Here is a 23,750-nt window from a genome sequence, read left to right on the forward strand (position 1 = left end):
TAAAACTTTTAGTTTCTTTGTCCTAAACAATGGGAATTATGAAGCGATTGACTGCAAAAGAAGAAGAGATCATGGGCTATTTTTGGGAGAAAGGCCCTTTGTTCGTGAAGCAACTGCTAGAATATTATGAGGAACCTAAGCCTCATTTCAATACCTTGTCGACTATTGTCCGGGGATTGGAGGAGAAAGGGTTTCTTTCACATAATACATTCGGTAACACTTATCAGTATTATAGTGCAGTCAGCGAGGCAGAGTACAGTAAAGGCACATTGAAAAATGTCATTGCCAAATATTTCAATAACTCTTATCTGGGAGTTGTTTCTTCGCTGATAAAGGAGGAGGATATTTCCGTGGATGAACTCCGGCAATTGCTGAACGAAGTGGAACAAGCAAATAAGGATTAATATTATGGGAGATTTCTTTGTTTATATCCTTAAATCGTCTGTATGTCTGGCAGTATTTTACCTGTTTTACAGATTGTTGTTAAGCCGTGAAACATTTCATCGTTTTAACCGGATCGCATTGTTGAGTGTCGTTATTCTCTCCGTAGCCATTCCTTTTATCCGTATAATGACGGATGAGCCTGTTGCCATACAACGCCCGTTACAAAACTTGGAGTACCTTTTACAAATGGCGCAGATGCAGACGGAGACAGAAGTGCAGACACCTCAGTCTTTCTGGCTTCCGTTCTTGTTTGTCGTTTATCTGGCCGGCTGTATTTTCTTTTTTCTTCGTTTCCTTTATTCTACATTCCGTATATGGCGGATGGTCGGGAAAGGAGAGAAGCAGGTTCTTTCCAAAGGATGCAAACTGGTAGTTACGAACGACCCGATCTGTCCATTCAGTTGGATGGGATACATTGTCATTTCCCGGAAAGATATGGAAGAAAGCGGCGAAGAGATATTGACACACGAACTGGCTCATATAAGTGCTCATCATTCTTTGGATATGTTGATTTGTAGTTTTTGTGTGATACTTCAATGGTTCAATCCTGCCGTCTGGCTACTGAAACAGGAGTTACAGAATATTCATGAATACGAAGCCGATGAGAGTGTGATCAATCATGGCATCGACGCGAAACATTATCAATTATTATTAATAAAAAAAGCTGTTGGTTCACAGCGCTTCACTTCTATGGCCAACAGCTTTAATCACAGTAAACTAAAAAAACGAATTACTATGATGTTAAAACGAAAATCAAACCCCTGGGCGCGGTTGAAGTATCTGTATGTACTTCCGCTGACTGCTGTAGCAGTAGTCGCTTTTGCCCGTCCTGAAATCTCTCGCGAACTGGAGAAAATTTCAAGTGCCAAAATTAGCGAAATTGTTTCGGTTAAGGAAGTTATTGAGCCTAAAAAAGCTGAACCTATAGCCGAGGCTATACCGGCTCCTGTGGACAAACCGATTGTTCCTGTTCCGCAGAAAACGAAAACCATAAAGACTGAAACGGTTCCGGAGGAGAAAAAAGAGAATGTGAATCCTTTGGAAACCATGCAAAAGCAACTGGATGATTTTGGAAAAGGATCTGAAGAGCGCATGAGAAAGATCAAGAAGAAAGTAGAATGGTCCCGAAATCTGATCCTGATCGACAATGAAGTGGCAACCTATGACCAGTTGGATGCAATATCTCCGGAAAATATCCATAGCTTCTCGATGTTTCCCAAAGAAAAGTCTGAAGAACTGTTAGCCAAATATAATGCGACGGATAAACTTGGCGTTATTTCTCTTATAACTAAAAAGGGAGTTGATTCCGGAAAAGTAAAAGCGGATGAAATAAAAGTTGTCGGGTACGGTCCGATAGAAGATCATTTGCCAGGCGAGGTGAAACTCCGTATTAGAAATGAAAAAAACGGCGTGGAAAAACCTCTTATATTTATCGATGGGGTAGAACAGATAAGAGAAGGTGCATTGGAAAAGATAAATCCTAACACGATTGAATCGATCTCTGTACTGAAAGACGAATCAGCCAAAAGTCTATATGGAGAAAAGGGCAAGGATGGAGTGATTTTGATCACAACAAAAAATGCGTCAGCAAAAAAAGCAGTAAAATGAAGAAGACTTATTTGTGTCAATTAACCGTTGCCTCCTGTCTTTTTCTTGCTGCATGCAATGGAGATAAAACTGCAGACGGTAAACTATCCGTAATCCCGTTGGGAACAGCCATTGAAAAACCGGTAGAGCTGAAGGCATCCGATTATTTCAAACAGGTTCGTTATGTTCCGCTGGAAACGACCGACAGCAGCCTGATAGGGAAAGGCCCCTATGTACAGATTATCAAAGACAGGATATTGGTTTCTACTAACCAGAGTCAATGCCTGATGTTTGATAAGGGAACTGGAAAATTCATCAAACAGGTTGGGCATATCGGGAATGATCCGGAAGGGTATAATAGTGTTTTCTGTTGGGGTGATAACGAAACAGGAATGATTTATTTCAACGGATGGAATAAAGATTTGGTTTGTTATGACCAGGACGGTGTATTCCAGAGAAAGATTAAGATTCCATTTGAGACGATGGGAGCTTCATCGACCTCTTTTGGCTATCAGAATGATGGAACATTTGTTTTGTATAAATCGGGTATTTTGGGTGATGGGAAAAACAACCTTCTTTTCTTTAAGGATAATATGCCGGTAGATTCATGTTCTACAATGGCTACTGACGAACAGCCGTTCGATCCTTCCAATATAGGGTCGATAGCAATTTTTAAAAGCGAGACAGGTATCGAACTTTTTGGTCCGACGGCCTATGAAGGGACGATTGTTATTGATTATAAAGAGCCGGAAACCGGTTGTATTATTCTTAATGCTAATACTCGTTTGTGGCGTCAGGACAAGGAACTGTATTTTAAGGAGGCGTACAATGATACAATCTATCAGATAAAAGACAGGACTTTAATGCCGTCAGGCGTACTTGATTTGGGGAAATATCACTGGTCTTTTTCCGAGCGCTTTATGAAGAATAAAGACAATGCAGCTCTGATTACGCAGATACTTGATAGTGAAGACCGGATGATTGTCCGCTTTATCAGGGAGTTATTTCATAAACCGACGTTGTATAATGCTGTGATTACAAAATCGACAGGCGATGTTAAAGTCGGTTTGTATGCGGATGGTATGAAAGATGATTTAACGAATTATTTGCCTTTACAGCCTATGTCGGTGTCCCAGGCAGGGGAATATGTCGGTTTACTCTCCGCTGCAGATGCTGCTGAATGGTTTGAGGATAACGAAAATAAAGAGATTCCGCAACAGGTAAAAGAACTGAAGCGGATAGGCGAAGAAGATAATCCGGTAGTTGTAATAATGAAATAAAGAAAAGAGCCGTAAAGAACACTTTTACGGCTCTTTTTTATTGATCGGAACAATCTGAGCTTGTAATAAAGTCAGCCTTATAAATACAGACTATCGTCTGATAAATAAAACCTATCGGCATTGTGAACATATATTAATAAATATATCTACTTTTGCACTAAACAAATCTTAAACAACCAATAATTATGCGCAACACTAGTTTTAGTAAAATGGCAGTACTTCCTGTCGGACTACTTACATTAGCTTTAACGATGCCTTCCTGTTCATCCAACGAGTATAAGAAGCTTGAAGGCGATAAAGCAAAGCAGGTAGCCTCTATCATCCGCAATAACGGATGTATGGAATGTCATTCAGCCACCGCAAATGTTCCTTTTTACGGCAAACTTCCGATTATTGGCCCGGTTGTACAGGCTGATATGAAAGAAGGTACACATTATCTGGATCTTACAGCTATGCTGACCGCTCTTGACAACGGAAAGCCTGTTTCTGAAGTGGATTTGGCAAAAGTAGAAAACACTGCTCTCAGCGGTTCGATGCCTCCTGCCAAATATTACACCATGCATTGGGGTACCAGTCTGAATGACGACGAAAAGAAAGTAATTATCTCATGGGCAAAAGAGGCCCGCAAGAATAATTATGTATCGCCTACAGTTGCAGAAGAGTTTGCCAATGAACCGGTTCAGCCGTTAGTGGCCTTTATTCCTACCGATTCAGCAAAGGTTGCCTTAGGATTTGATTTATATCACGATACCCGCTTGTCAGGAGATAATACGATCTCGTGTGCAACCTGTCACGGCCTGAATACTGCCGGTGTAGACCGCAAGCAATATTCTGAAGGTATCCACGGACAATTCGGTGGTGTAAATGCTCCGACTGTCTATAATGCTGCACTTAACTTCGTTCAATTCTGGGACGGACGTGCTGCCGACCTGAAAGAACAGGCTGCCGGTCCTCCATTGAATCCAGTTGAAATGGGAAGTGCATCTTTCGATGAGATCTGTGCAAAACTGGCAGAAGATAAGGAACTGAGTAAACGTTTTCTGGAAGTATTTCCCGAAGGTTTTACTGAATCGACTGTAACGGAAGCTATCGCTGAATTTGAAAAAACGTTGCTTACTCCTAGCCGTTTCGATAAATATCTGAGTGGAGATAAGAATGCGCTTACAGCAGAAGAACTGGAAGGTTACCAGTTGTTTAAAGACAATAAATGCGCAACATGCCATGTCGGTATGAATCTCGGCGGACAGTCATACGAATATATGGGTATCAAAGAGAACTATTTTGATTATCGCGGTACAGGTCTGACAGATGGCGATAACGGACGCTGGGCTGTTACCAAAAATGAATCCGACCGCCATAAGTTCAAAACACCAACTTTGCGTAATGTAATGCTTACGACACCTTATATGCATGACGGTTCGATCCAAACGATCGAAGATGCCATCCAGGTAATGCATGAATTCCAGATCGGTAGACATATTTCAGATGCGGAAACAGCAAAGATCGTAGCCTTCCTGAATACATTGACCGGCGAATATAACGGAAAGCTCCTTCAATAAATACAAATTAGTTATTATATTTGCACATGCCCTTCCGCTTGTCACATATAATACTCCTGTTTATCGCTTTACAAAGCGCAGGGGGTGTTGTGTGGGGACAAGAGGAGGGGCTTGCTTCTTATTATCACGAACGTTTTCATGGACGGAAATCTTCCAGCGGCCGCATCCATGATAAAGACGAACTGGTTGCGGCTCACCGTACTTATCCTTTCGGGACATATCTGCGGGTAACCAATCTGGAAAATATGAAGACTGTGATTGTTTGTGTCACTGACCGGGGTCCGCATCGCAGAAAAAGAATTATAGATGTCTCATCCTCCGCAGCCGAAATATTAGGATTCAAGCGAAAAGGCATAACCCGTGTACGTATCGAAGAGGTACCGGGCCCGATCGATCAACGCTGGCTCGAACTCATTTATCCCCAACAACCTCCCAAACTGCAGACCGATCAGCTGCCGATGCAGCTTTACCGTATGAAAATAAACCCCTGAAAACCTTCTAATTAATTTCTAATTTCAGTTAAGAGTATTCTAATCGTTTTGATTGAGTCTGAAATATGTCAGTCTTATACCTTTGCTTCCAAAAACAAAGGAAATGGGCAAACGATTCATTTTATTATTATTAATCTTACACGTATTCAATCTAAAAACGTCGGCAGAAGTTCAACAAAAACCGCTGACGTTACAAGAAGCCGGTCGGCAGTTTTTTGTCAACAACCTGGAACTTATAGCCGAACGTTATAATATAGAGATGGCCGAAGCCGAAGTTATCCAGGCTAAATTGTTTGAGAACCCGGTCATTTCTCTTGAACAAAACGTCTACAACCGGCTGAACGGGAAATATTTCGATATGGGTAAAGAAGGGGAAGCTGTTGTCGAAATAGAGCAGTTGATCTATATTGCCGGACAGCGTAACAAACGGGTCCGGGTAGAAAAACTCAATAAAGAAATGGCGGTCCACCAGTTTGAAGAGGTACTCCGCACATTGAAAAGCGAACTGAACAGTAAATTCATCGAACTTTATTATACAGAAAAGTCTCTGTCGATTTATGACAAGGAGATAGAATATCTGCAACAACTCCTGGAGGTAATGAAGGAGCAGAACGATAAAGGCAACATCTCTTTGTTGGAAAAGTCGAGAATACAAGCACTTCTGTTATCTCTCCAACAGGAAAGGAACGAGACTTCCAACCAGCTTATTTCCCTGCAAGGCGATATGAAATTATTATTGGGTTTGAATGCATCCGAGACGTTTGAACCCGTTTTCGATGAATCTGTCCTGAAACAGATCGATATAACTTCCATCCCTTTTATCGAACTGAATAACCGTCTTGCCGAACGTCCGGATCTGAAGATGGCACGAACCAATATACAGGCTTCACGTGCAAATGTAAGCCTGCAAAAGTCGTTAGCCTTTCCGGAGGTCAGCCTGAAAGGTTCTTACGACCGTGCCGGAAACTTCTGCGATAACTATTTTGCTATTGGTTTAAGCATCTCGATCCCGGTCTTCAACCGCAATCAGGGAAATATCAAATCTGCCCGTCTCTCCGTCCTGCAAAATACAAGCCGGGAAGAATTGGCTCGCAAACAGGCGGAGAAAGAGCTTTTCACCAGTTATGCCCGGCTGGAAAAAGCGGTTAAACTATACAACTCTTCAAACTATGAGTTGGAACGTGATTTTGAAACCATTATCGACGGGGTAAACACGAATTTCAGGAAACGTAATATCAGTTTGCTGGAATTTATTGATTACTACCAGGCTTATAAAGAAACCTGCCTGCAACTTTATCAAACACAGAAAGATGTCTTCCTGGCTATGGAGGAGATCAACACGGTGACAGGTAGTGATGTTTTCAGCTATTAACGAATAACAGCGAATAAGAAAATGACAAATAAGATGAATAAGAATTGTATCGCATTAATGCTTCTGCTTCCTTTACTGGCAGCCTGTGGCAAAAAGACAACCGGGCCGGAAGAGGGTCCGGCCCCTCTCATGCTTACCGACAGTTTACAGAAGGTTGTTTCGGTTGAAACTGTTCACAATGTTCCTTTAAGCAATGAATTGCTATTGAACGGACGTGTCAGTTTCAATCCCGAACAACTGGCACATGTTTATCCCATCTTCGGAGGAAACATCACTGAGGTGAATGTTGAAACCGGCGATTATGTGAAGAAAGGAGACATACTAGCCATCATACACAGCAGCGAGGTAGCCGATTATGAAAAACAACGGAAAGAGGCAGAGCAACTACTACTGCTGGCAAACCGTAATCAGGAAGCCACAGAGGATATGTTTCGCAGTGGAATGGCTTCCGAGCGTGACAAACTGCAGGCCGGACAGGAGGTAGCAAATGCCAAAGCCGAACTTAAACGTATCGATGAAGTCTATGCCATCTATCATATAACCGGCAATTCCACTTACGAAATAAAATCTCCGGTATCCGGTTTCGTGATTGAAAAGAATGTCAGTCGGAATATGCAGATACGTTCCGACCAGACAGAAGCAATGTTTACCATTTCCGGTTTGGATAACGTGTGGGTAATGGCTGATGTCTACGAAAGCGATATCAGTAAGGTGTATGAAGGAGCACCGGTCCGTATAACGACACTCGCTTACAGGGAGAAAGAGTTTACGGGAACGGTAGACAAAGTATATAATATGCTGGATAGCGAAAGCAAGACCATGAACATACGGGTGAAACTAAAGAATGAGGATTATATGCTGAAACCGGGCATGTTCACCAATGTGTATGTGCAGAGCAAAGTGGAAGGGAAGGAAATGCCCCGCGTGGATGCCCGTGCCGTCATATTCGAAAACGGAAAACATTATATCGTGAGCATCGGCAGCGATAATATATTGCAAACCAACGAAGTCACCGTATTCAAACAGACCGAGAAAGATTGTTTCCTGGAATCAGGCGTGAAAGCGGGCGACCGTATCATCAACCGGAATGCATTATTGGTCTATAACGCTTTAAAGTAAACGGATATGCATAAGTTCATAGACAATATAATAGCCTTTTCACTGAAAAACAAATTCTTTATCTTCTTCTGCACCGTCATAGCCATTATAGCAGGTGCTGTCAGCTTTGTTCATACCCCCGTTGACGCTTTCCCCGATGTTACGAATACCAAAGTAACGATCATAACCCAGTGGCCGGGACGTAGTGCGGAAGAGATAGAGAAATTCATTACTATTCCAATCGAAATAGCTATGAACCCGGTACAGAAAAAAACGGATATTCGTAGTACCACTTTGTTCGGGCTTTCGGTGATCAATGTAATGTTTGATGATGATGCCGACGATTTCTATGCTCGCCAGCAAGTCTACAACCTGTTGAACGATGCCGATCTGCCTGAAGGCGTTACACCGGAGGTTCAGCCGCAATACGGACCGACGGGGGAGATCTTCCGTTATACCCTGCGTAGTGACAAACGTTCCGTCCGCGAATTGAAAACATTTCAGGATTGGGTGATCGAACGTAAACTGCGCGCTGTCCCGGGAGTAGCGGATATCGTGAGTTTCGGTGGTGAAGTAAAGACTTTTGAAGTAAGCGTTAATCCGAACCAACTCATCAATTATAATGTAACATCACTTGAACTTTTTGATGCCATAGCCAAGAGTAATATTAATGTGGGCGGTGATGTGATCACTAAAAGTTCGCAGGCTTATGTAGTACGAGGCATCGGTCTGATCAATGATACGAAAGAGATCGAGAATATCGTAGTCAAGAACATCAACGGTACACCGATCCTGGTAAAGCATCTGGCAAGTGTGCACGAGTCGAGTCTACCCCGTCTGGGACAGGTAGGCAGGATGGATGAAGACGATGTCGTGCAGGGTATCGTCGTTATGCGGAAAGGGGAAAATCCGGGTGAAGTAATCGCTGCCCTGAAAGATAAGATTGCCGATATCCAGGAGAACTCGTTGCCGGAAGATGTCCGGATCGTTTCGTTCTACGACCGGGAAGATCTGGTTGACCTGGCTGTGAACACGGTTACACATAACCTGATAGAAGGTATTTTGCTGGTAACTTTCATTGTGTTGATTTTTATGGCAGACTGGCGTACAACGGTGATTGTATCCATTATTATCCCGTTGGCGCTGCTCTTTGCCTTTATCTGCCTTCGGACGATGGGGATGAGCGCCAATCTGCTTTCGATGGGGGCGATCGACTTCGGTATCATTATCGATGGTGCCGTGGTAATGGTGGAAGGTCTTTTTGTTGCCCTTGACAGGAAAGCGCGGGAGGTGGGGATGCCTGCCTTTAATGTAATGAGTAAGATGGGGTTGATCCGTCATACGGCAAAGGATCGTGCTAAGGCGGTGTTCTTCTCCAAACTGATCATTATCACTGCGCTGGTCCCGATCTTTGCTTTCCAGAAAGTGGAGGGGAAGATGTTCAGTCCGCTGGCTTATACCCTGGGATTTGCCTTGTTGGGCGCGCTTATTTTTACATTGACATTGGTGCCGGTACTATCGTCCATGCTGTTGAAAAAGAATGTGCGTGAAAAGCACAACCCTTTCTTGTCATGGGTGAACCGGACGTCCGTTTCTATATTTGACCGTTGCCATGCCCACAAGAAAGCTACGATCGGTATCGCTACCTTGGTGGCGGCCGCCGGCTTGTGGTGCTTCACGCTGTTGGGTACGGAATTTCTTCCCCAGTTGAATGAAGGCTCTATCTATATCCGTGCGACGTTGCCTCAAAGTATTTCTTTAGATGAATCGGTCAAGCTCGCTAACCAGATGCGCCGCAACCTGGCATCTTATCCGGAAGTGCGCCAGGTCCTTTCGCAGACAGGTCGCCCGAACGATGGGACAGATGCCACAGGTTTCTATAATATCGAATTTCATGTGGATATCTATCCCGAAAAGAAATGGGAAAGTAAACTGACCAAGGCCGGATTGATAGAAAAGATGGAAGAGAACCTGGCTGTCTATCCCGGTGTCGATTTCAACTTCTCGCAGCCGATCACCGACAATGTGGAAGAAGCGGCCAGCGGCGTTAAGGGTTCTATTGCAGTAAAAGTTTTCGGGAAAGATTTATATGAATCTGAAAAGAAAGCCGTAGAAATCTATAAGATATTACAAACGGTCGACGGCATCGAAGACCTCGGAGTGATCCGTAATATCGGTCAGCCGGAACTGCGTATTGAGCTCGATGAATCGCGCCTGGCTCGTTATGGTGTTGCGAAAGAAGATGTACAATCGATCATCGAAATGGCGATAGGAGGTAAGAGTGCCTCTTTATTGTACGAAGATGAACGAAAATTCAATATCATGGTCCGTTACGAGTCCGCCTTCCGAAGAAGTGAAAATGAGATTGGAAAGATCCTGGTCCCTGCCCGCGACGGGACAATGGTTCCTATTAAGGAACTGGCGGATATCACGACCATAACCGGTCCGCTTATCATTTACCGCGATAATCACGCCCGTTTCTGTGCCGTAAAATTCTCTGTCCGCGGACGGGATATGGGTACAGCCGTAGCCGAAGCCCAGGAGAAAGTCAATAAGCAGGTGAAACTTCCCGAAGGCTATACCTTGAAATGGACGGGAGATTTCGAGAACCAGCAACGGGCAACGAAACGCTTGGCGCAGGTTGTCCCCGTCAGCATTGCTATCATATTTGTCATCCTGTTCGTGTTGTTCGGGAATGCCCGGGATGCAGGACTTGTGTTGCTGAATGTTCCTTATGCCGCAGTAGGGGGAATCCTGGCACTCCTGATCACCCGTTTCAATTTCTCTATCTCGGCAGGTATCGGCTTTATTGCTCTTTTCGGTATCTGTATTCAGAACGGAGTTATCATGATATCGGATATCAAAGGGAATCTGAAAGCGCGGGAGCCTTTGTCGGACGCCGTCAAGATGAGTGTGAAATCACGTGTGCGTTCAGTGCTTATGACAGCTTCTATGGCAGCTATCGGTTTGATGCCCGCGGCCCTTAGTCACGGTATCGGTTCGGAAAGTCAGCGTCCGTTAGCTATTGTCATCATCGGTGGCTTAATAGGGGCGACATTCTTTACCCTGTTTGTCTTTCCGCTGATGGTCGAAGCCTTCTATCGCCGCATGCTTTATGACAAAGATGGAAAGCTGATACAACGAAGACTGTAAATCTGCGAACGTTTGCGTATTCTGCGTCATCCGCGTTCTCTAATATAATCTGAAATCGTATATTTGTGCTCCTAAGTAAATAAGCTTTCAAATGGCAAAAATATTATTAGTAGAAGATGAAGTGAATATAGCCTCTTTCATTGAAAGAGGATTACAGGAATTCGGTCATGAAGTATGCGTTGCTTATGACGGTATGGCGGGTTGGGAGTTATTGCAAAAAGAGAACTTCCAACTGCTGATCCTGGATATTATCATGCCTAAGATGAACGGCTTACAGTTATGTCGCCAATATCGTCAACTCTATGGTTTCCAGTCACCGGTAATTATGCTGACGGCTTTGGGAACAACGGACGATATTGTGAACGGCCTCGATGCCGGTGCCGACGATTACCTGGTTAAACCATTCAGTTTCCAGGAATTGGAAGCCCGTATAAAAGCTCTTTTGCGGCGGTCGGGAATGGAAGTTACGGCCGGCTCTTTACGGTGCGGAGACCTGCATCTCGATCCGACCAGCCACCGGGCCTTCCGGGGGGATGCAGTTATCGACCTGACGGTTAAGGAATATCGTTTGCTGGAATACTTTATACTGAACCAGGGTACAGCCCTTAACCGCCTGACACTTCTGAAACATGTATGGGATAAGGATTTCGATACCAATACCAATGTTGTCGATGTCTACGTCAACTACCTCCGTGCCAAGATAGACAAAGATTTTACTCATAAACTGATCCGTACCGTAGTGGGTATCGGTTATATGATGGAAGCATGAAAACAGGGAATAAAATAGCTTTCTTTTATACGGCAATGACAGTCGGTATCATTGCTTTTGTCACGATTCTTTTCTATTTTATTGCGACCAGTTATATCAGCCGCCTGTATTATTCTTACCTGACGGAAAAAGCCTATGCTACTGCCGAGAAACATTGGGAGAAGGATGAAGTGGACGAGGAAAGCTATGCCCGTATACAAAAACGCTATGAAGAAACGTTGCCTGTCGCTACCGAAATATTATTGAACGCGGACAGTGTGGCAGAGACGCATACGACATTAGGCCGTTATATGACGGAAAAGGAGATTGCACGGTTGTATAAAGGAGATGTGATTACTTTTCATGAAAAGGAGAAAGTGGGAGCAGCCCTTTATTATCCGGACAATGAAGGTAATTTCATTGTACTTGTTATCTCTAACAATCAATATGGAGGGGACATTCAGCAACGTATCGGTTGGCTATTGCTCGCCCTGATCGTCATAAGTGCCGTCCTGATCTATTTTGTCGGTAAACTCTATGCCATCCGTATGGTCGATCGTATCGATGCAGCCTATCAAAGCGAGAAAGCTTTTATCAGCAATGCTTCCCACGAACTGAATAATCCGCTTACAGCCATACAGGGTGAATGCGAGATAAGCCTGTTGAAAGAACGTACCCCTGCCGAATACCAGGCAGCGTTACAACGCATTGCCTCCGAAACAAAACGTATCATCCAGTTGATGAAGCACCTTCTTTTCTTGTCGCACGGCGATAAAGAGATATTGAAGAATGCCACTGAAAAGATTATGCTGGCCGACTTCCTGATGCAGTTCGTAGGTAACCGCATCAGATTCACGACCGACACCTTTGCATACTGCCTGGAAGCAAATCCGCATCTTTTGAAGATCGCTATCGGCAATATCCTGAACAATGCCTGTAAATACTCCGGAGAGGGGCCTGTTGAAATGCGTTTGAAATGTTCCGTTCTCGAAATACAGGATTTTGGTATCGGTATTCCGGCTGAAGAATTGAAACGTGTTTATCAACCTTTCTACCGTGCGACCAATACCCGTGAATTTGCCGGGCACGGTATCGGTCTTAGTTTATCGTTGCGTATTTTGAATTCTTATGGTGCCAAAGTGGATATAAACTCCGAAGTAAATAAGGGGACAAGAGTTATTATAGACTTTGGATAATAAAGGCTTATCTTCATCTATTTATCGACAAACATTTTTTCCCGATAAAAAAATCTGAAATAAATTTGGTGGAATAAATTTATTTTGTTCCTTTGTACTATATAAATAGTACAATGTTTGTATAATATAATATATACCTATATGATTAAGTTTCTATTAGATTATTCCAGCGGCGTTCCGGTATACCGTCAGATCATCGATCAGATTATATTTGGTATAGCATCCGGACAGCTTAAATTAGGTGAACAGCTTCCTACGGTCAGGGCACTTGCCGTCGAGTTAAAGGTGAACTTGAATACGGTATCGAAGGCATATAAAGAATTGGAGATCCGGAATATTCTGGAGACTCAGCAAGGTACCGGAACTTTTATCAATAAAACGGAAAATGTAATTGCAGAAAAGGAGAGGGAAGATAAGCTGAAAGAAATTTGTGTGCAGTTTTCTTCTGTAGCATTTAGTTACGGCTTTACTCTCGATGAAGTCGTGCGGGAATTGAAAGACATTGAAACCTCTAAAAAATAATACTTATGACAACAAATGTAATCAACAAGGGATGGTTTAATCCAATTTCTATTTCAGTATTGTTGGTACTGATTTTTGTATCGGTCGCTCTGTATATTTTACATGTAGTAAATACGCCGGTTTTGTTGTTCCTGATTCTTATTTCAGGCTTATTGTCTCTTTCGATCCGTATTGCCGACCAATGGGAGCGGGCCGTGGTGTTGCGTATGGGAAAGTTCAAAGGCTTAAAAGGGCCCGGACCGTTTATAATTATTCCTATATTAGACAGTGTATCTGCTTATATCGATCAGCGGGTACGTGTAAGTTCCTTTAAAGCCGAGCAAACCCTGACAAAGGATACGGTGCCGGTAAATGTGGATGCCGTCATATATTGGACAGTGTGGGATGTGGAGAAGGCAGCTTTGGAAGTGCAGGAATATCAAAAAGCTATTGAACATATTGCTCAGACAGGATTAAGAGACACGATCGGTAAGCATGAATTGTCTACTCTTTTGCAGGAACGCGATAAAATAGCGGAAGATCTGCAGCTGCTTTTAGATAGAAATACCAATCCTTGGGGTATTACGTGCCAAACCGTTGGTATTAACGATATTGCCATACCGCAGGATCTGGCTGATGCGATGAGTAAGGAAGCTCAGGCTGAACGTGAAAGAAGAGCCCGTGTCATTTTGGGTACGGCAGAAACCGAGATTGCCGATAAGTTTGAACAGGCTAGTAAAAAGTATACCGATAATCCTGTAGCACTACACCTGAGAGGAATGAATATGCTTTTTGAGGGATTGAAAGAGAAAGGATCTATGATCATTGTCCCCAGTTCGGCATTGGACACCATGAACCTGGGTGCTATAGGAGGATTGGCATCGTTGGCTAAAAGTCACGAAGAGTCTGTAAAGTAATAGTTTAAGAACCAAACAAAATTAACGATTATGCGGATATATTCTTTAATGCTGGTATTATGTTGCGGTTTAATTGTAGCATGTAGCTCTACCGGTCATGATTTTCCTCGTGAAGAGACATTGGTGCAGGAATTGATGCCCTTGCAGGGGATAACCAATCCCTGGAAAGTAGAAGTGAAACCGCCTTACCTGATTATTCAAAATGTAAAGCGTCGTGACAGTATATTTCACATCTATGATCTGACAAGCCGTGAACTGAAAAGTGCCTTTGGAGTGGAGGGGCAAGGTCCGGATGAATTTGTTTCTTCATACTTATTTCAGGGGCCGCTTTCCGATTTTCTGATTGGTGATTTTGGTAAGAATCAGATTAGCCGGTTTGCTATCGACAAAGAAGGACAGCCTGTTTTCAAAGATGCAAAAACATTCGGTTATGACAATGCTTTATATGACGCAGCCTTTATTAATGACTCCTTATATATTGCAGATCCTAAATATATGTTAGTCCCCAGCCTTTATGTGTTGGCTGTAAAAGATTCTTTGCCGCGGAAAATATGGACATACAGGAGTCCGGATATCATGGATTATTCACTGGATCCGGATATGGGGAATGTGTATGCAAATGAAAGTCGTATAGTATTTTGCTATGGATATAAGAAGCAGATTGATTTTATGGATATCAATTTTAACCTTATCAAAAGGGTGACATTTGATTTTGATGCTTCTGATGTAAGTGTTCTGGCAAGTGAAAACGCAAAAGTAAGTTATGCTTATGGTCATTTGGGCAAACGCTATCTGTACGCATTATTTTTCGGAACATCATGGAAAGAACACAATGCAAACAATACGCGGGGAACGATCCTTGAGGTATTCGATCTGGATGGCAATCCGGTTATCCGGTATCATTTGGATGGCAAACGGCCTGTTCAATTTGCTGTCGATGAAGAAACCTTTACGCTTTACGGATCGATAGAGGACGGAGATCCGGAAGATAATTTGCTGGTGTATAAACTAAAAGGACTTTCCTAATTGGGATAGCGATACCGGTGATCATTGATTACAAGAACAAATTGTTTCGGGTTGAATAAAAAAACGAAATGGCCTGCTTTCACAAGGGGGCCATCTCTAAACCAAAACCTTAACTATGAAAAAATTTACGTTTTTCACCAGTAAAGATACAACTTATTTCTTATCTACCTCATGGTTTTCTTATTATTTTTTACAAAATCGCATTTTTAACAAATAGACTGCTGATAAACAAGCTCAGACGATCGTACGGATGGTGTCGACAGATTTGCTTAAGGTATCGTAAATCAGTATGCCTTCAGTCTGGCTGTCGAACTGTGCTATTAATTCGCCCTCCTGGTTCCATATAGAGGATTTGCCCGCACATTCATAACCGCCTGATGTCCCGATATAGTTGGACATGAACGTTATCATTTTATATGTTGAAGCTATTTTTGAAAGCTTTTCGATGTCAGCATCTACGCCGTTGACGGAATTGAGGACACTTGCCATATAGATGTTTGCATTCATTTTATGTGCATGGGCTGCATGTTCTTCGTTGGATAATTCGTAGCAGATGGCGGGGGCAATGGTATTTGCTTCGTCAAAAGGGATTACACAAGGGGTATTACCGGGGGTGAATATATCTTTCTCGGTAGGATACAGGTATTGTTTTGAATAAGTGATTCTCTCTTTTCCCGGTTGGAAAATAACCATACTGATAAATAAATTATCATCTTTTTTAGTAGGCAGGCCTGCACCTATGATCAGGTTCTTTTTATCACAAATTTCTTGCAACGGGGTCAGTCTTTCATCCTGTGAATATATCGCCAGCTCTTTTGCCAGTTCTGGTTCATAGCCCGTCAGCGATAGTTCGGGAAACATTATCAGGTCCGATTGTCCGGACGATGCGGCTTCAATAAACTTCAAATGCTTACTCAGATTTTTTTCGATATCACCTTTTATCGGTTCTATTTGTGCAATACTTATTTTCATATATTTTCTGTGTCTTTATAAAGTTCGTCCTATCCATTCATTGAAAACAGTCAATTGTTCTTGTGTATGGAAATAATGTTCCGATCCTTCGACAATCTCCAGTTGGCAGGAAAACTGTTCGGCAAATCGGGATATGACATCGTTTTCGCATAGCTCATCTTTGCCGCCGTATAGAATATGGGTAGGGGTATTCCAATGGGATATCGGATGATCCTTAACGAAACTGTAATAATCCCAATAGAGTTTTTGTCCTATAGGCGTGGATATGGTCTGTTGCCTTTTCAGTTCTTCTTCCGTTATGGAAAACCAGGTCATCATATTTTCGATAAGGCGTCGCATATCGACGATCGGGGAGAGGAACCATGCTTTTCCTATTACCTCCTCCGGATAAGCCAATAAGCTGAAATAGGCTCCTATACTGTTTGCAAATAAATCGATATGCTTCCAGTTCGTTTTTGCATATTGCATAACGGTAGTAAGATCCTTAACACAAGACCGGACTTTACAGGGAATGCCTTCGTTTATTCTATCTCCATGCTCCGGCAGGTCAAAACTCAAAACCTGGTAATCATTCAGCAGCGCATTTTGGGCTACGATCTCAATAGGTGTATCTGCCTTATTCGATCTATTTCCATGAATGGCAATAATGACTTTTTCGGATTTGCTGCCCCATGTGATAGCTGGTATATGACTTATTCTGAGAGCTGTTTTTTGCATGATGAATACATTTGTCATGTTTGGACAAAAGTATGGCTTAATTTTCAATCGGACAAAATATGGAGGTTCTATCTTTGTGCCGGTTGTGTCCCGAATTGCTTTTTGAAGCATAGCAAAGATTTGTCCTTTTTTTACACCAGGCGGATCATGTAATAACCTTAACTTTGTACCGGTATGAATAAATTTAAAGTTATACAACCTTCCGGGTTACTTGCTCCGTATGTAAAGCAATATTGGTTTCTGCGGATGGAAGACGTTGTGAGAAGTTCACAGCGCCTTGTTCCGTTGGGTTGTGTGGCATTAAGTTTTCATCGGGGGAACTTTGCGTATTCATCACAGGAAAAAGGGTGCTTGCCCCGGTCGCATCTCTATGGCATAACGGCCGGTTATACAGACCTTGTCTTTTCCGGCTGTATTGATTTTATCAGCATTGTTTTTCAGCCTGCGGGAACCTGTCGATTCTTCCTTATATCCCCCGGTGAACTGAAGGACCGGCAGACCTCGCTCGATGTATTGGACGACCCGGAATTGCTTGAGTTGGAGCAACGTTTGAACGAGACGGCTGATGATTTAGCCTGTGTCGGCCTTATAGAAAAATTTCTGTTCAGCCGTATGTGCCGGTTCGGCAAACAGGATGACAAACGGATTCATGCGGTAATAGACGCTATCCGGCAGGGAAATACAGATGTCGATAGTCTGGCGCAAACCGCCTGCCTGAGTTACAAGCAGTTCAAACGTGTTTTTAGTGAAAAGATCGGAGCAAACCCGAAAGATTTCCTGCAAATCGTGCGTTTCCAGAAGCTACACCATTTGATGCAGTTGCATACAAGTATGACATTGGCAGAACTGGCTTATGAATGTGGTTACTACGACAAATCGCACCTGATAAAGGAACTGAAAGATTTTTCCGGATTTACACCGGCTCAGCTTTTCAATGCCTGCGAACCGGTATATTCCGGATATCACGGACTGTTCCGCTCGGCGTTTATCGATCTTCCTCCCGAATAGCAAACAATAAATATATTTTATTATGAAGATTCTTATTTTTGGCGCGGGCGTGATTGGCTGCACCTATGGCTGGCAACTGACCGAGGCCGGGCACGACATCAGTTTTCTGGTTAGAAAGGGAAAAAAGATGCCGATTGAAGAACATGGTATTCATATCCATTGTACGGATTACAGAAATGGAGGAAAGGTGGAAGCGGAGACCGTTTTCCGTCCAAAGGTCCTGGATATTCTTTCGGCCGACAATGATTTTGAGTATATCATCGTTGCGACAAATAATCTCCATCCCGAAGAAGTCTTGTCTGTCCTGAAAGAATCTGTCGGAAAGGCCCATATTCTTTTCTTTCAGAATATATGGTATGATGATCTGGAAAAAATAAGTAAATACATATCGCCCGGACAATATTTCTTCGGTTTTCCTTTTATGGCTGGTGGAGGCCGGAATGAAAAAGGACTCGATACGATTATTTCCGGTTCCGGATATTCGAAAACAATGCTGGGCGAAGTATCCGGTGAAATAACGCCGCGTGTACGGAAAATAGCGGATGCAATGGACGATGCCGGCATGAAGCCATTTATATCCGGTCAGATCATCACATGGCTTCTTCCTCATTGTGCGTTTATAGCCGGGCTTTCGGCCGGAGTTCTGAAAGCCGGGGGCACGATGGAGGCTTTTCTTAAAAAACGGGAGATTGTCAGGGAGGCAATAATGGCTGTCAGAGAGGGTTTCCATGTCTGTTCTGCGATGGGAACCGATCCTAAAAAAGAGAAAGTGAACAAACTCTATTATCTGCCTATGTTTATTTGTATTCCAATCGTACGGAAAGTTTTTAATGATGAAGCGATGCAGGCTATGTTCGATGGCTATCTGCGGAATTCGGCAAAAGACGTGAGCAGAATGTTGGGCGATATTCTCTTACAAGGAGAGCAGCAAGGGGTTAAGGCTGTGTCATTAAGAAGATTACAACAGGATATTTTTAGCTGACCCGCTTCTCTTTCCGATTGTTTTTCGTATGTGCGGATACGGTCCGTGTTCATAAATGCACATACGAAAAACAGATATCCCGTTACTCTTTCAGCAATGGCAATTGGTTGAGCATATTTCTTAGTTTGATGGCGATGCGTGGCATCGGTTCGGCTATGGTCAGGCTTATCAGGTCATAGCCGGAGGCAATATCATTTATCACACGGATCACTTCATCCATCTTCATTCCGTCAGGTTCGACACCGACACCGGCAATGATTTCGGCAGGGTCCAACACGTCCAGGTCGAAATGAACAACGACCTTCGAGGCGCCGGTCCCTTTCAGCCATTCCATGACCGCCGCGCTGTTATTGGCAACCTCTTCCGGTGAAAGGCCCTTTATCCCCAGTTCTTTCTGACGTTCCTGCATACCTTTATCCCATGAGCGCAATCCCACGAGCAACGCTTTCGAAGCATCGACCTTTCCGGGCAGCGTGCCGATAATTTCCTCGTCACCCATCCCCAGGCAGGCGGTTAAAGCCATGGCATGATAGCCTTTATAGTCATCGTAAGGCAGATTTATATCGGGATGGGCATCGATCCAGACAATCGCCACATCATCCGGATATTTCGCAGCCAGATAAGTAAACGGCACGACACTCACCGAACATTCGCCACCGAGCGTAACGATCTTTTCCGGAGCGTTTTCCCCGATTATTCCGAGGGCGGCTTTCGTCTGCTTCAGGATTACGTTGCGGGCACTGACCCCTTTTTCCGTTTTCCGGTCGTTTATATCCAGTGAAACCGGTACTTCCACTGTCTTTTGCGAACTCTCGGGAGCCAGGAAGTTCAGTAACTGAGCTCCTAAATAATACCCTCTTGAAGCATCGTCTGCCGGAATATCGGGCATCCAGTGATCCACAATTCCACCCTGCCATTGCGGGTAGATCAAACGAAGTGTTGATGTTTTATTTTCCATATTCTGATTATTTGTAAATACTTTATCGTGTGCGTATGCCGAAGCTACGCCAATGAATAAAACAATTGATAATAATAACTTTTTCATGGTGCTGTCTTTTGATACAAAGGTAAATGGTAGGGGACAATCCTGCAAGTACGGCTGAATTATTCATAATACTGATAAATTTATCACTATACTGACTGACAGGGGGTATACCAGCTTTTTTTGCAGGTGTCCTGTTTTAATTTGTATCTTTATACCAAAATAACAAGTATGTATAAGAAGAAAATACCTTTTGACATTGACTGTGGCATAAAGATCACTATGGAAGTGATCGGAGGGAAGTGGAAGAGTTGCATCATCCAGGAACTGTGTACAGGGGCGAAGCGTCCGAGTGAGCTTCACCGCCTGTTTGAAGATGCCAGCCCGCGGGTCATAAACCAGCAACTGAAAGAACTGGAAATGCACGGGATGATAAAGAAAAAGATATTTAAGGAACTGCCTCCTCATTCCGAATATTCCATAACGGAAACAGGTAAAACCCTGCTTCCGATTATCGAACAGATGGAGAGATGGGGAGACAGTTTCCGTCCGGAGATGAAAAAGATTCTCGGGATAAAGGACTGAGAGGGCTGTCCCGACCCGGATGAACGCGAGTGAAACGTACGTATTTTCCGAAAGGTAGCGGAAACGGGCATTCATACGGTCGCGCTGCTTCTTGGTGTAGCACACGAAGGTAGGATACTTATCCAGGAAGTTTCCCATATCGAGCACGCGCAGGCCCAGATCATGGTAGTAGTTGTTCGACGACGGACTATTGTCTTCGTCGGTCAGGTCTTTCCATTCCACCGGCTTGTCGACGGTGTAGGCCAGGAAGCGGCTGAAAAGACCGTCGTCGGCCGAAGGGATAAAACGGGTGAACTGTCCGAAAGTACCCGAGAGCAGGATACCCATCAGCGGACGCGCACAATGTTCGTAGCCGGTTGTGTTGCTTTTGAATTGAACTTCATCCGTTTTGATCCTTATCAATATATTTTAAGTAACCTTTTACTGGTATTCTGTCGAGTTTTGTATGTTTTAATTGGATTTGAAGGTTGATATCTGCTATGGAACGAAATAAGTCTTCAAAAATACTTTCGTTTGAAATCTGGTCTTTGTTAAGGCTTTCTATATCTTCGTTTATCTCATTTAAACGAGAGAGGATAAGTTCCATTTGCTTGTGTAGTTCAGCTAATTCCAAATTATCGCTTTTATATGAAGCGATGTATTGCCTCACTCTGACAAATGCTCTCATTATGTTTATATTGACTTGCACTGCTATGGACGAACGTAATATTCCTGAAAGCATGGCAACTCCTTGCTCTGTAAAGGCGTATGGCAAATAACGTGATCCACCCCAACTTGAGGTTCCAAATTGGAACCTCAAGTTTTCTGTCAGTTGAAACATAAAATCAGCTGGAAAACGATCTAAATTACGTTTAACAGCTTTATTTAGGTTTTTGGTTTCAACTTCATATAATTCGGCGAGGTCACTATCCAACATCACACGCTGTCCGCGTAATTCGAATATTTTGTTTTCAATGCATAAATCTTTCATAGTTATAAATTTTTAGTTGTTGTTATTCCGACAAATGTAGATGTTATTTTATAAATGAACTTATTTTTATTGTAATAATTATGTCCAAACTCAAACGAATCATCGAATTTATCCTGGCCCTGCTTAACTTTTTGTTTCACTTTAAATCTATACCTGATGACGAAACTCCCGACATGGCCGACCCGTATCCGTCTCCTGTACCGCCTGCTGTGCAGTCTCCTGAAACACGGACTGATCCTCTGTTTGAAACTATCCCTTAGGATACGTTTCCGCTGACCGCCATCCCCGTCACGAAGAATGAACCGTTGTTCTTCATGACGGGGATTTTGTTTACAGAATATGTCTTATTCTTTTAACTAAAGATAAAATCACACAACATAATAAACTAAAAGACACCTTTTTATGTTTACCCGGAAATTAAAATACAGACAAAAAACATGATGATGAAAACAGAAAGAATCTTACCTGTGGATCTTTATAATTCCGTGTCGACACCGGAACTGAAACTTGAAAGTTCGCTGAAGATCCTCTATGTGAAAGAGGGTGAAGACGATAAATTACTACCGCTGGATTCGGGAACGTTGGTCGTGATCTGTACCGGAGGTACTTTTCGTTGCAAGGCTTTGCATCACCTGTATGAAGTGGCTCCCGGGCAACTCCTTCTGCTGGCGAGCGATGATGTGACGGAGGTAAAGCCTTTTCATGATACCGGGTTTACAGGAATCATCGTTTACGTTTCGGAAGAGTTGCTGATCAACCGGCAACGTCTCGTCTACCGCGATATCCCTTCGGACGAGGTCGAGGAAACACGCATTTATCTGCGCCTGATCGAATCGCAGATCGAACAGATGAAAGAGATGCGTGCGAAGGTGGTCGAATCGTTGCTCCGGGCTCTAATCATAAACTTACAGCAGGGAAAAACGATCATCGACGCGCCGAAAACAGAAAATTCACTCTTTTTTCAACAATTTGCGACCTTAATTAGCAGATATCACCATTCTCCTGCGTACTTTTACGCGGAGAAACTAGGGATCACCTCGCAGGAACTGAATATCCGGTGTAAACAAGGTGCCGGAATATCCGCCGCCGAGTGGATCAGCGAGTTCGTATTGCTGGAAGCAAAAGACCTGTTATCGAAGACCCGTCTGCGTCCTTCGCAGATCGCCACGATGCTGGGCTTTGCCAACCACGATACTTTTTCACGCTGGTTCCGCAGGCATACGGGCGAGATCCCTACCGAATGGAGGTAATATAAATTGGGTAGTATGAATTTATCATTTGAAAACAGCAAGATTAAAGGGAAAGTCGTTTTATCGGATTCGTTGCATGAAAGTCCGGCATTGTTGAAGGACAAGTCTTTGTATAAGTTTATCTGGGTGCTGTCAGGACGGTTGGAGCTGGATGTCGATCATCAGTCGGTCGTACTGGAAGCAGGCCAGCTGCTGACTTTATCGCATCTGCATCATCTGGAGTTTGTCCGGGTGGAGGGCGAATATCTCTCGCTGTTGTTCAATGGTAATTTCTATTGTATCTATGGCAATGACCATGAGGTGTCGTGCAACGGACTGTTGTTTCATGGTTCCTCGCATGTGGTGATTTTCGATCTCTCCGACGACGAGAAGCGGAAGATCCGGACCTTAACGGACATCATGCGCGAGGAGTTTGAAAGCCGCGACCACCTGCAGGATGAAATGCTCCGTGTGTTACTGAAACGTTTTATTATATTATGTACACGCATCGCGGAGAATCGGCAGGGGGTGAGGACGGAAAACGGCATGCAGTTTGAGACGATCCGTAAGTTTTATGTCCTGGTCGATACCTGGTTCAAGGAAAAGAAGCAGGTGCAGGAATATGCCGATATGCTGAACAAATCGCCGAAGACGTTGGCAAACCTCCTTTCCACCTACCAGCAACCCTCTGCCATACGCATCATCCACAACCGCATTCAGGCAGAAGCCGAACGCCTGTTACTCTACTCCTCCAAAAGCTCCAAAGAGATCGCCCTGATGCTGGGCTTCGAAGACCAGGCCACCTTCAGCCGCTTCTTCAAGAACGCAACCGGAATGAGTGCAACCGAGTACAGGAAGAAGAATAAGATTATTAAAGAATAGTAGATGTCTTATCCGATGTGAAGAGGTTGTCTAAAAAGTCACTCATTCTCC

At 43.5% G+C, this 23,750-nt stretch carries 23 protein-coding genes and 1 pseudogene; 19 read left to right on the forward strand and 5 right to left on the reverse strand.

The window, feature by feature from the left end; genetic code table 11:
• Positions 1 to 38: 38 nt before the first annotated feature.
• The 13 genes from IEY67_RS12670 (at position 39) to IEY67_RS12730 (ending at position 15,372) form a co-directional block, all read left to right on the forward strand.
• Positions 39 to 404: a BlaI/MecI/CopY family transcriptional regulator gene (locus tag IEY67_RS12670; protein ID WP_122354511.1), complete on the forward strand. Its 366-nt coding sequence runs from the start codon at positions 39 to 41 to the stop codon at positions 402 to 404.
• A 4-nt stretch (positions 405 to 408) separates the two neighbouring features.
• Positions 409 to 2,052 (forward strand): M56 family metallopeptidase, encoded by a 1,644-nt coding sequence (locus IEY67_RS12675; RefSeq protein WP_183671596.1) that lies wholly within the window; start codon positions 409 to 411, stop codon positions 2,050 to 2,052.
• Complete coding sequence (locus IEY67_RS12680; RefSeq protein ID WP_183671597.1) at positions 2,049 to 3,311, forward strand: DUF4934 domain-containing protein; 1,263 nt, start codon at positions 2,049 to 2,051, stop codon at positions 3,309 to 3,311. Before IEY67_RS12675 ends, IEY67_RS12680 begins: the two co-directional genes overlap by 4 nt.
• A 185-nt stretch (positions 3,312 to 3,496) precedes the next feature.
• Positions 3,497 to 4,870: a cytochrome-c peroxidase gene (locus IEY67_RS12685; RefSeq protein WP_183671598.1), complete on the forward strand. Its 1,374-nt coding sequence runs from the start codon at positions 3,497 to 3,499 to the stop codon at positions 4,868 to 4,870.
• A 26-nt stretch (positions 4,871 to 4,896) separates the two neighbouring features.
• Positions 4,897 to 5,361, forward strand: coding sequence for a septal ring lytic transglycosylase RlpA family protein (locus IEY67_RS12690; protein ID WP_122354507.1), 465 nt, complete (start codon positions 4,897 to 4,899; stop codon positions 5,359 to 5,361).
• Between the two features lie 103 nt (positions 5,362 to 5,464).
• A complete protein-coding gene (locus IEY67_RS12695) occupies positions 5,465 to 6,733 on the forward strand; it encodes a TolC family protein (protein ID WP_183671599.1) in 1,269 nt (422 codons plus the stop codon).
• Positions 6,734 to 6,766: 33 nt separating this feature from the next.
• Positions 6,767 to 7,852: an efflux RND transporter periplasmic adaptor subunit gene (locus tag IEY67_RS12700; RefSeq protein ID WP_183671600.1), complete on the forward strand. Its 1,086-nt coding sequence runs from the start codon at positions 6,767 to 6,769 to the stop codon at positions 7,850 to 7,852.
• Between the two features lie 6 nt (positions 7,853 to 7,858).
• Positions 7,859 to 10,984 (forward strand): efflux RND transporter permease subunit, encoded by a 3,126-nt coding sequence (locus IEY67_RS12705; protein WP_183671601.1) that lies wholly within the window; start codon positions 7,859 to 7,861, stop codon positions 10,982 to 10,984.
• 91 nt (positions 10,985 to 11,075) lie between these two features.
• Positions 11,076 to 11,753 (forward strand): response regulator transcription factor, encoded by a 678-nt coding sequence (locus IEY67_RS12710; protein ID WP_122373150.1) that lies wholly within the window; start codon positions 11,076 to 11,078, stop codon positions 11,751 to 11,753.
• Entirely contained in the window at positions 11,750 to 12,928 is a 1,179-nt protein-coding gene (locus IEY67_RS12715) for a sensor histidine kinase (protein WP_122373151.1), read from the forward strand. The genes IEY67_RS12710 and IEY67_RS12715 overlap by 4 nt, the downstream gene beginning before the upstream one ends.
• 141 nt (positions 12,929 to 13,069) lie before the next feature.
• Positions 13,070 to 13,450 carry a GntR family transcriptional regulator gene (locus IEY67_RS12720; protein WP_122354501.1) on the forward strand — a complete coding sequence of 127 codons (381 nt, stop codon included), beginning with the start codon at positions 13,070 to 13,072 and terminating at the stop codon, positions 13,448 to 13,450.
• Positions 13,451 to 13,455: 5 nt separating this feature from the next.
• Entirely contained in the window at positions 13,456 to 14,346 is an 891-nt protein-coding gene (locus tag IEY67_RS12725) for a slipin family protein (RefSeq protein WP_122373152.1), read from the forward strand.
• A 30-nt stretch (positions 14,347 to 14,376) separates the two neighbouring features.
• Positions 14,377 to 15,372 (forward strand): BF3164 family lipoprotein, encoded by a 996-nt coding sequence (locus IEY67_RS12730; RefSeq protein WP_183671602.1) that lies wholly within the window; start codon positions 14,377 to 14,379, stop codon positions 15,370 to 15,372.
• 234 nt (positions 15,373 to 15,606) lie between these two features.
• On the opposite strand, the gene IEY67_RS12735 is transcribed toward IEY67_RS12730, so the two are convergent.
• The gene (locus IEY67_RS12735) at positions 15,607 to 16,344 is read right to left on the reverse strand and encodes a carbon-nitrogen hydrolase family protein (protein WP_122373154.1); all 738 of its coding nucleotides are present in this window, start codon (positions 16,342 to 16,344) and stop codon (positions 15,607 to 15,609) included.
• A 15-nt stretch (positions 16,345 to 16,359) separates the two neighbouring features.
• The gene (locus IEY67_RS12740) at positions 16,360 to 17,061 is read right to left on the reverse strand and encodes an alpha/beta hydrolase (protein ID WP_122373475.1); all 702 of its coding nucleotides are present in this window, start codon (positions 17,059 to 17,061) and stop codon (positions 16,360 to 16,362) included.
• 174 nt (positions 17,062 to 17,235) lie between these two features.
• On the opposite strand from IEY67_RS12740, the gene IEY67_RS12745 reads away from it, so the two are divergent.
• Together IEY67_RS12745 and IEY67_RS12750 are read left to right on the forward strand one after the other, a co-directional pair.
• Positions 17,236 to 18,069 carry a helix-turn-helix domain-containing protein gene (locus IEY67_RS12745; protein ID WP_183671603.1) on the forward strand — a complete coding sequence of 278 codons (834 nt, stop codon included), beginning with the start codon at positions 17,236 to 17,238 and terminating at the stop codon, positions 18,067 to 18,069.
• 22 nt (positions 18,070 to 18,091) lie between these two features.
• On the forward strand, positions 18,092 to 19,051 hold the full coding sequence (locus IEY67_RS12750) for a ketopantoate reductase family protein (RefSeq protein ID WP_122373156.1): 960 nt from the start codon (positions 18,092 to 18,094) through the stop codon (positions 19,049 to 19,051).
• An 82-nt stretch (positions 19,052 to 19,133) separates the two neighbouring features.
• Here the strand turns inward: IEY67_RS12750 and IEY67_RS12755 are convergent, their stop codons facing one another.
• Positions 19,134 to 20,009, reverse strand: a complete 876-nt coding sequence (locus tag IEY67_RS12755) for an arginase family protein (protein WP_229801070.1) — start codon at positions 20,007 to 20,009, stop codon at positions 19,134 to 19,136.
• Between the two features lie 255 nt (positions 20,010 to 20,264).
• On the opposite strand from IEY67_RS12755, the gene IEY67_RS12760 reads away from it, so the two are divergent.
• Positions 20,265 to 20,618, forward strand: a complete 354-nt coding sequence (locus IEY67_RS12760; RefSeq protein ID WP_183671731.1) for a winged helix-turn-helix transcriptional regulator — start codon at positions 20,265 to 20,267, stop codon at positions 20,616 to 20,618.
• 60 nt (positions 20,619 to 20,678) lie between these two features.
• On the opposite strand, the pseudogene IEY67_RS25320 reads toward IEY67_RS12760, so the two are convergent.
• Positions 20,679 to 21,020, reverse strand: a pseudogene (locus IEY67_RS25320) (DUF3987 domain-containing protein); the annotation flags it as partial.
• Positions 20,998 to 21,588 (reverse strand): ORF6N domain-containing protein, encoded by a 591-nt coding sequence (locus IEY67_RS12765; protein WP_183671605.1) that lies wholly within the window; start codon positions 21,586 to 21,588, stop codon positions 20,998 to 21,000. The pseudogene IEY67_RS25320 and the gene IEY67_RS12765, both read right to left, overlap by 23 nt.
• An 80-nt stretch (positions 21,589 to 21,668) precedes the next feature.
• Between IEY67_RS12765 and IEY67_RS12770 the strand changes: the two genes are divergently transcribed.
• The 3 genes from IEY67_RS12770 to IEY67_RS12780 all read left to right on the forward strand — a co-directional run bounded on the left by IEY67_RS12770 (position 21,669) and on the right by IEY67_RS12780 (position 23,699).
• Positions 21,669 to 21,848 (forward strand): hypothetical protein, encoded by a 180-nt coding sequence (locus IEY67_RS12770; protein ID WP_183671606.1) that lies wholly within the window; start codon positions 21,669 to 21,671, stop codon positions 21,846 to 21,848.
• A 183-nt stretch (positions 21,849 to 22,031) separates the two neighbouring features.
• Positions 22,032 to 22,838 (forward strand): AraC family transcriptional regulator, encoded by an 807-nt coding sequence (locus IEY67_RS12775; RefSeq protein ID WP_122373476.1) that lies wholly within the window; start codon positions 22,032 to 22,034, stop codon positions 22,836 to 22,838.
• Between the two features lie 15 nt (positions 22,839 to 22,853).
• The gene (locus IEY67_RS12780; RefSeq protein WP_122354486.1) at positions 22,854 to 23,699 is read left to right on the forward strand and encodes an AraC family transcriptional regulator; all 846 of its coding nucleotides are present in this window, start codon (positions 22,854 to 22,856) and stop codon (positions 23,697 to 23,699) included.
• Positions 23,700 to 23,750 lie beyond the last annotated feature (51 nt).

Origin of the sequence: Parabacteroides faecis (genome assembly GCF_014647375.1) — a bacterium.
Taxonomy (GTDB): Bacteria; Bacteroidota; Bacteroidia; order Bacteroidales; family Tannerellaceae; genus Parabacteroides; species Parabacteroides faecis.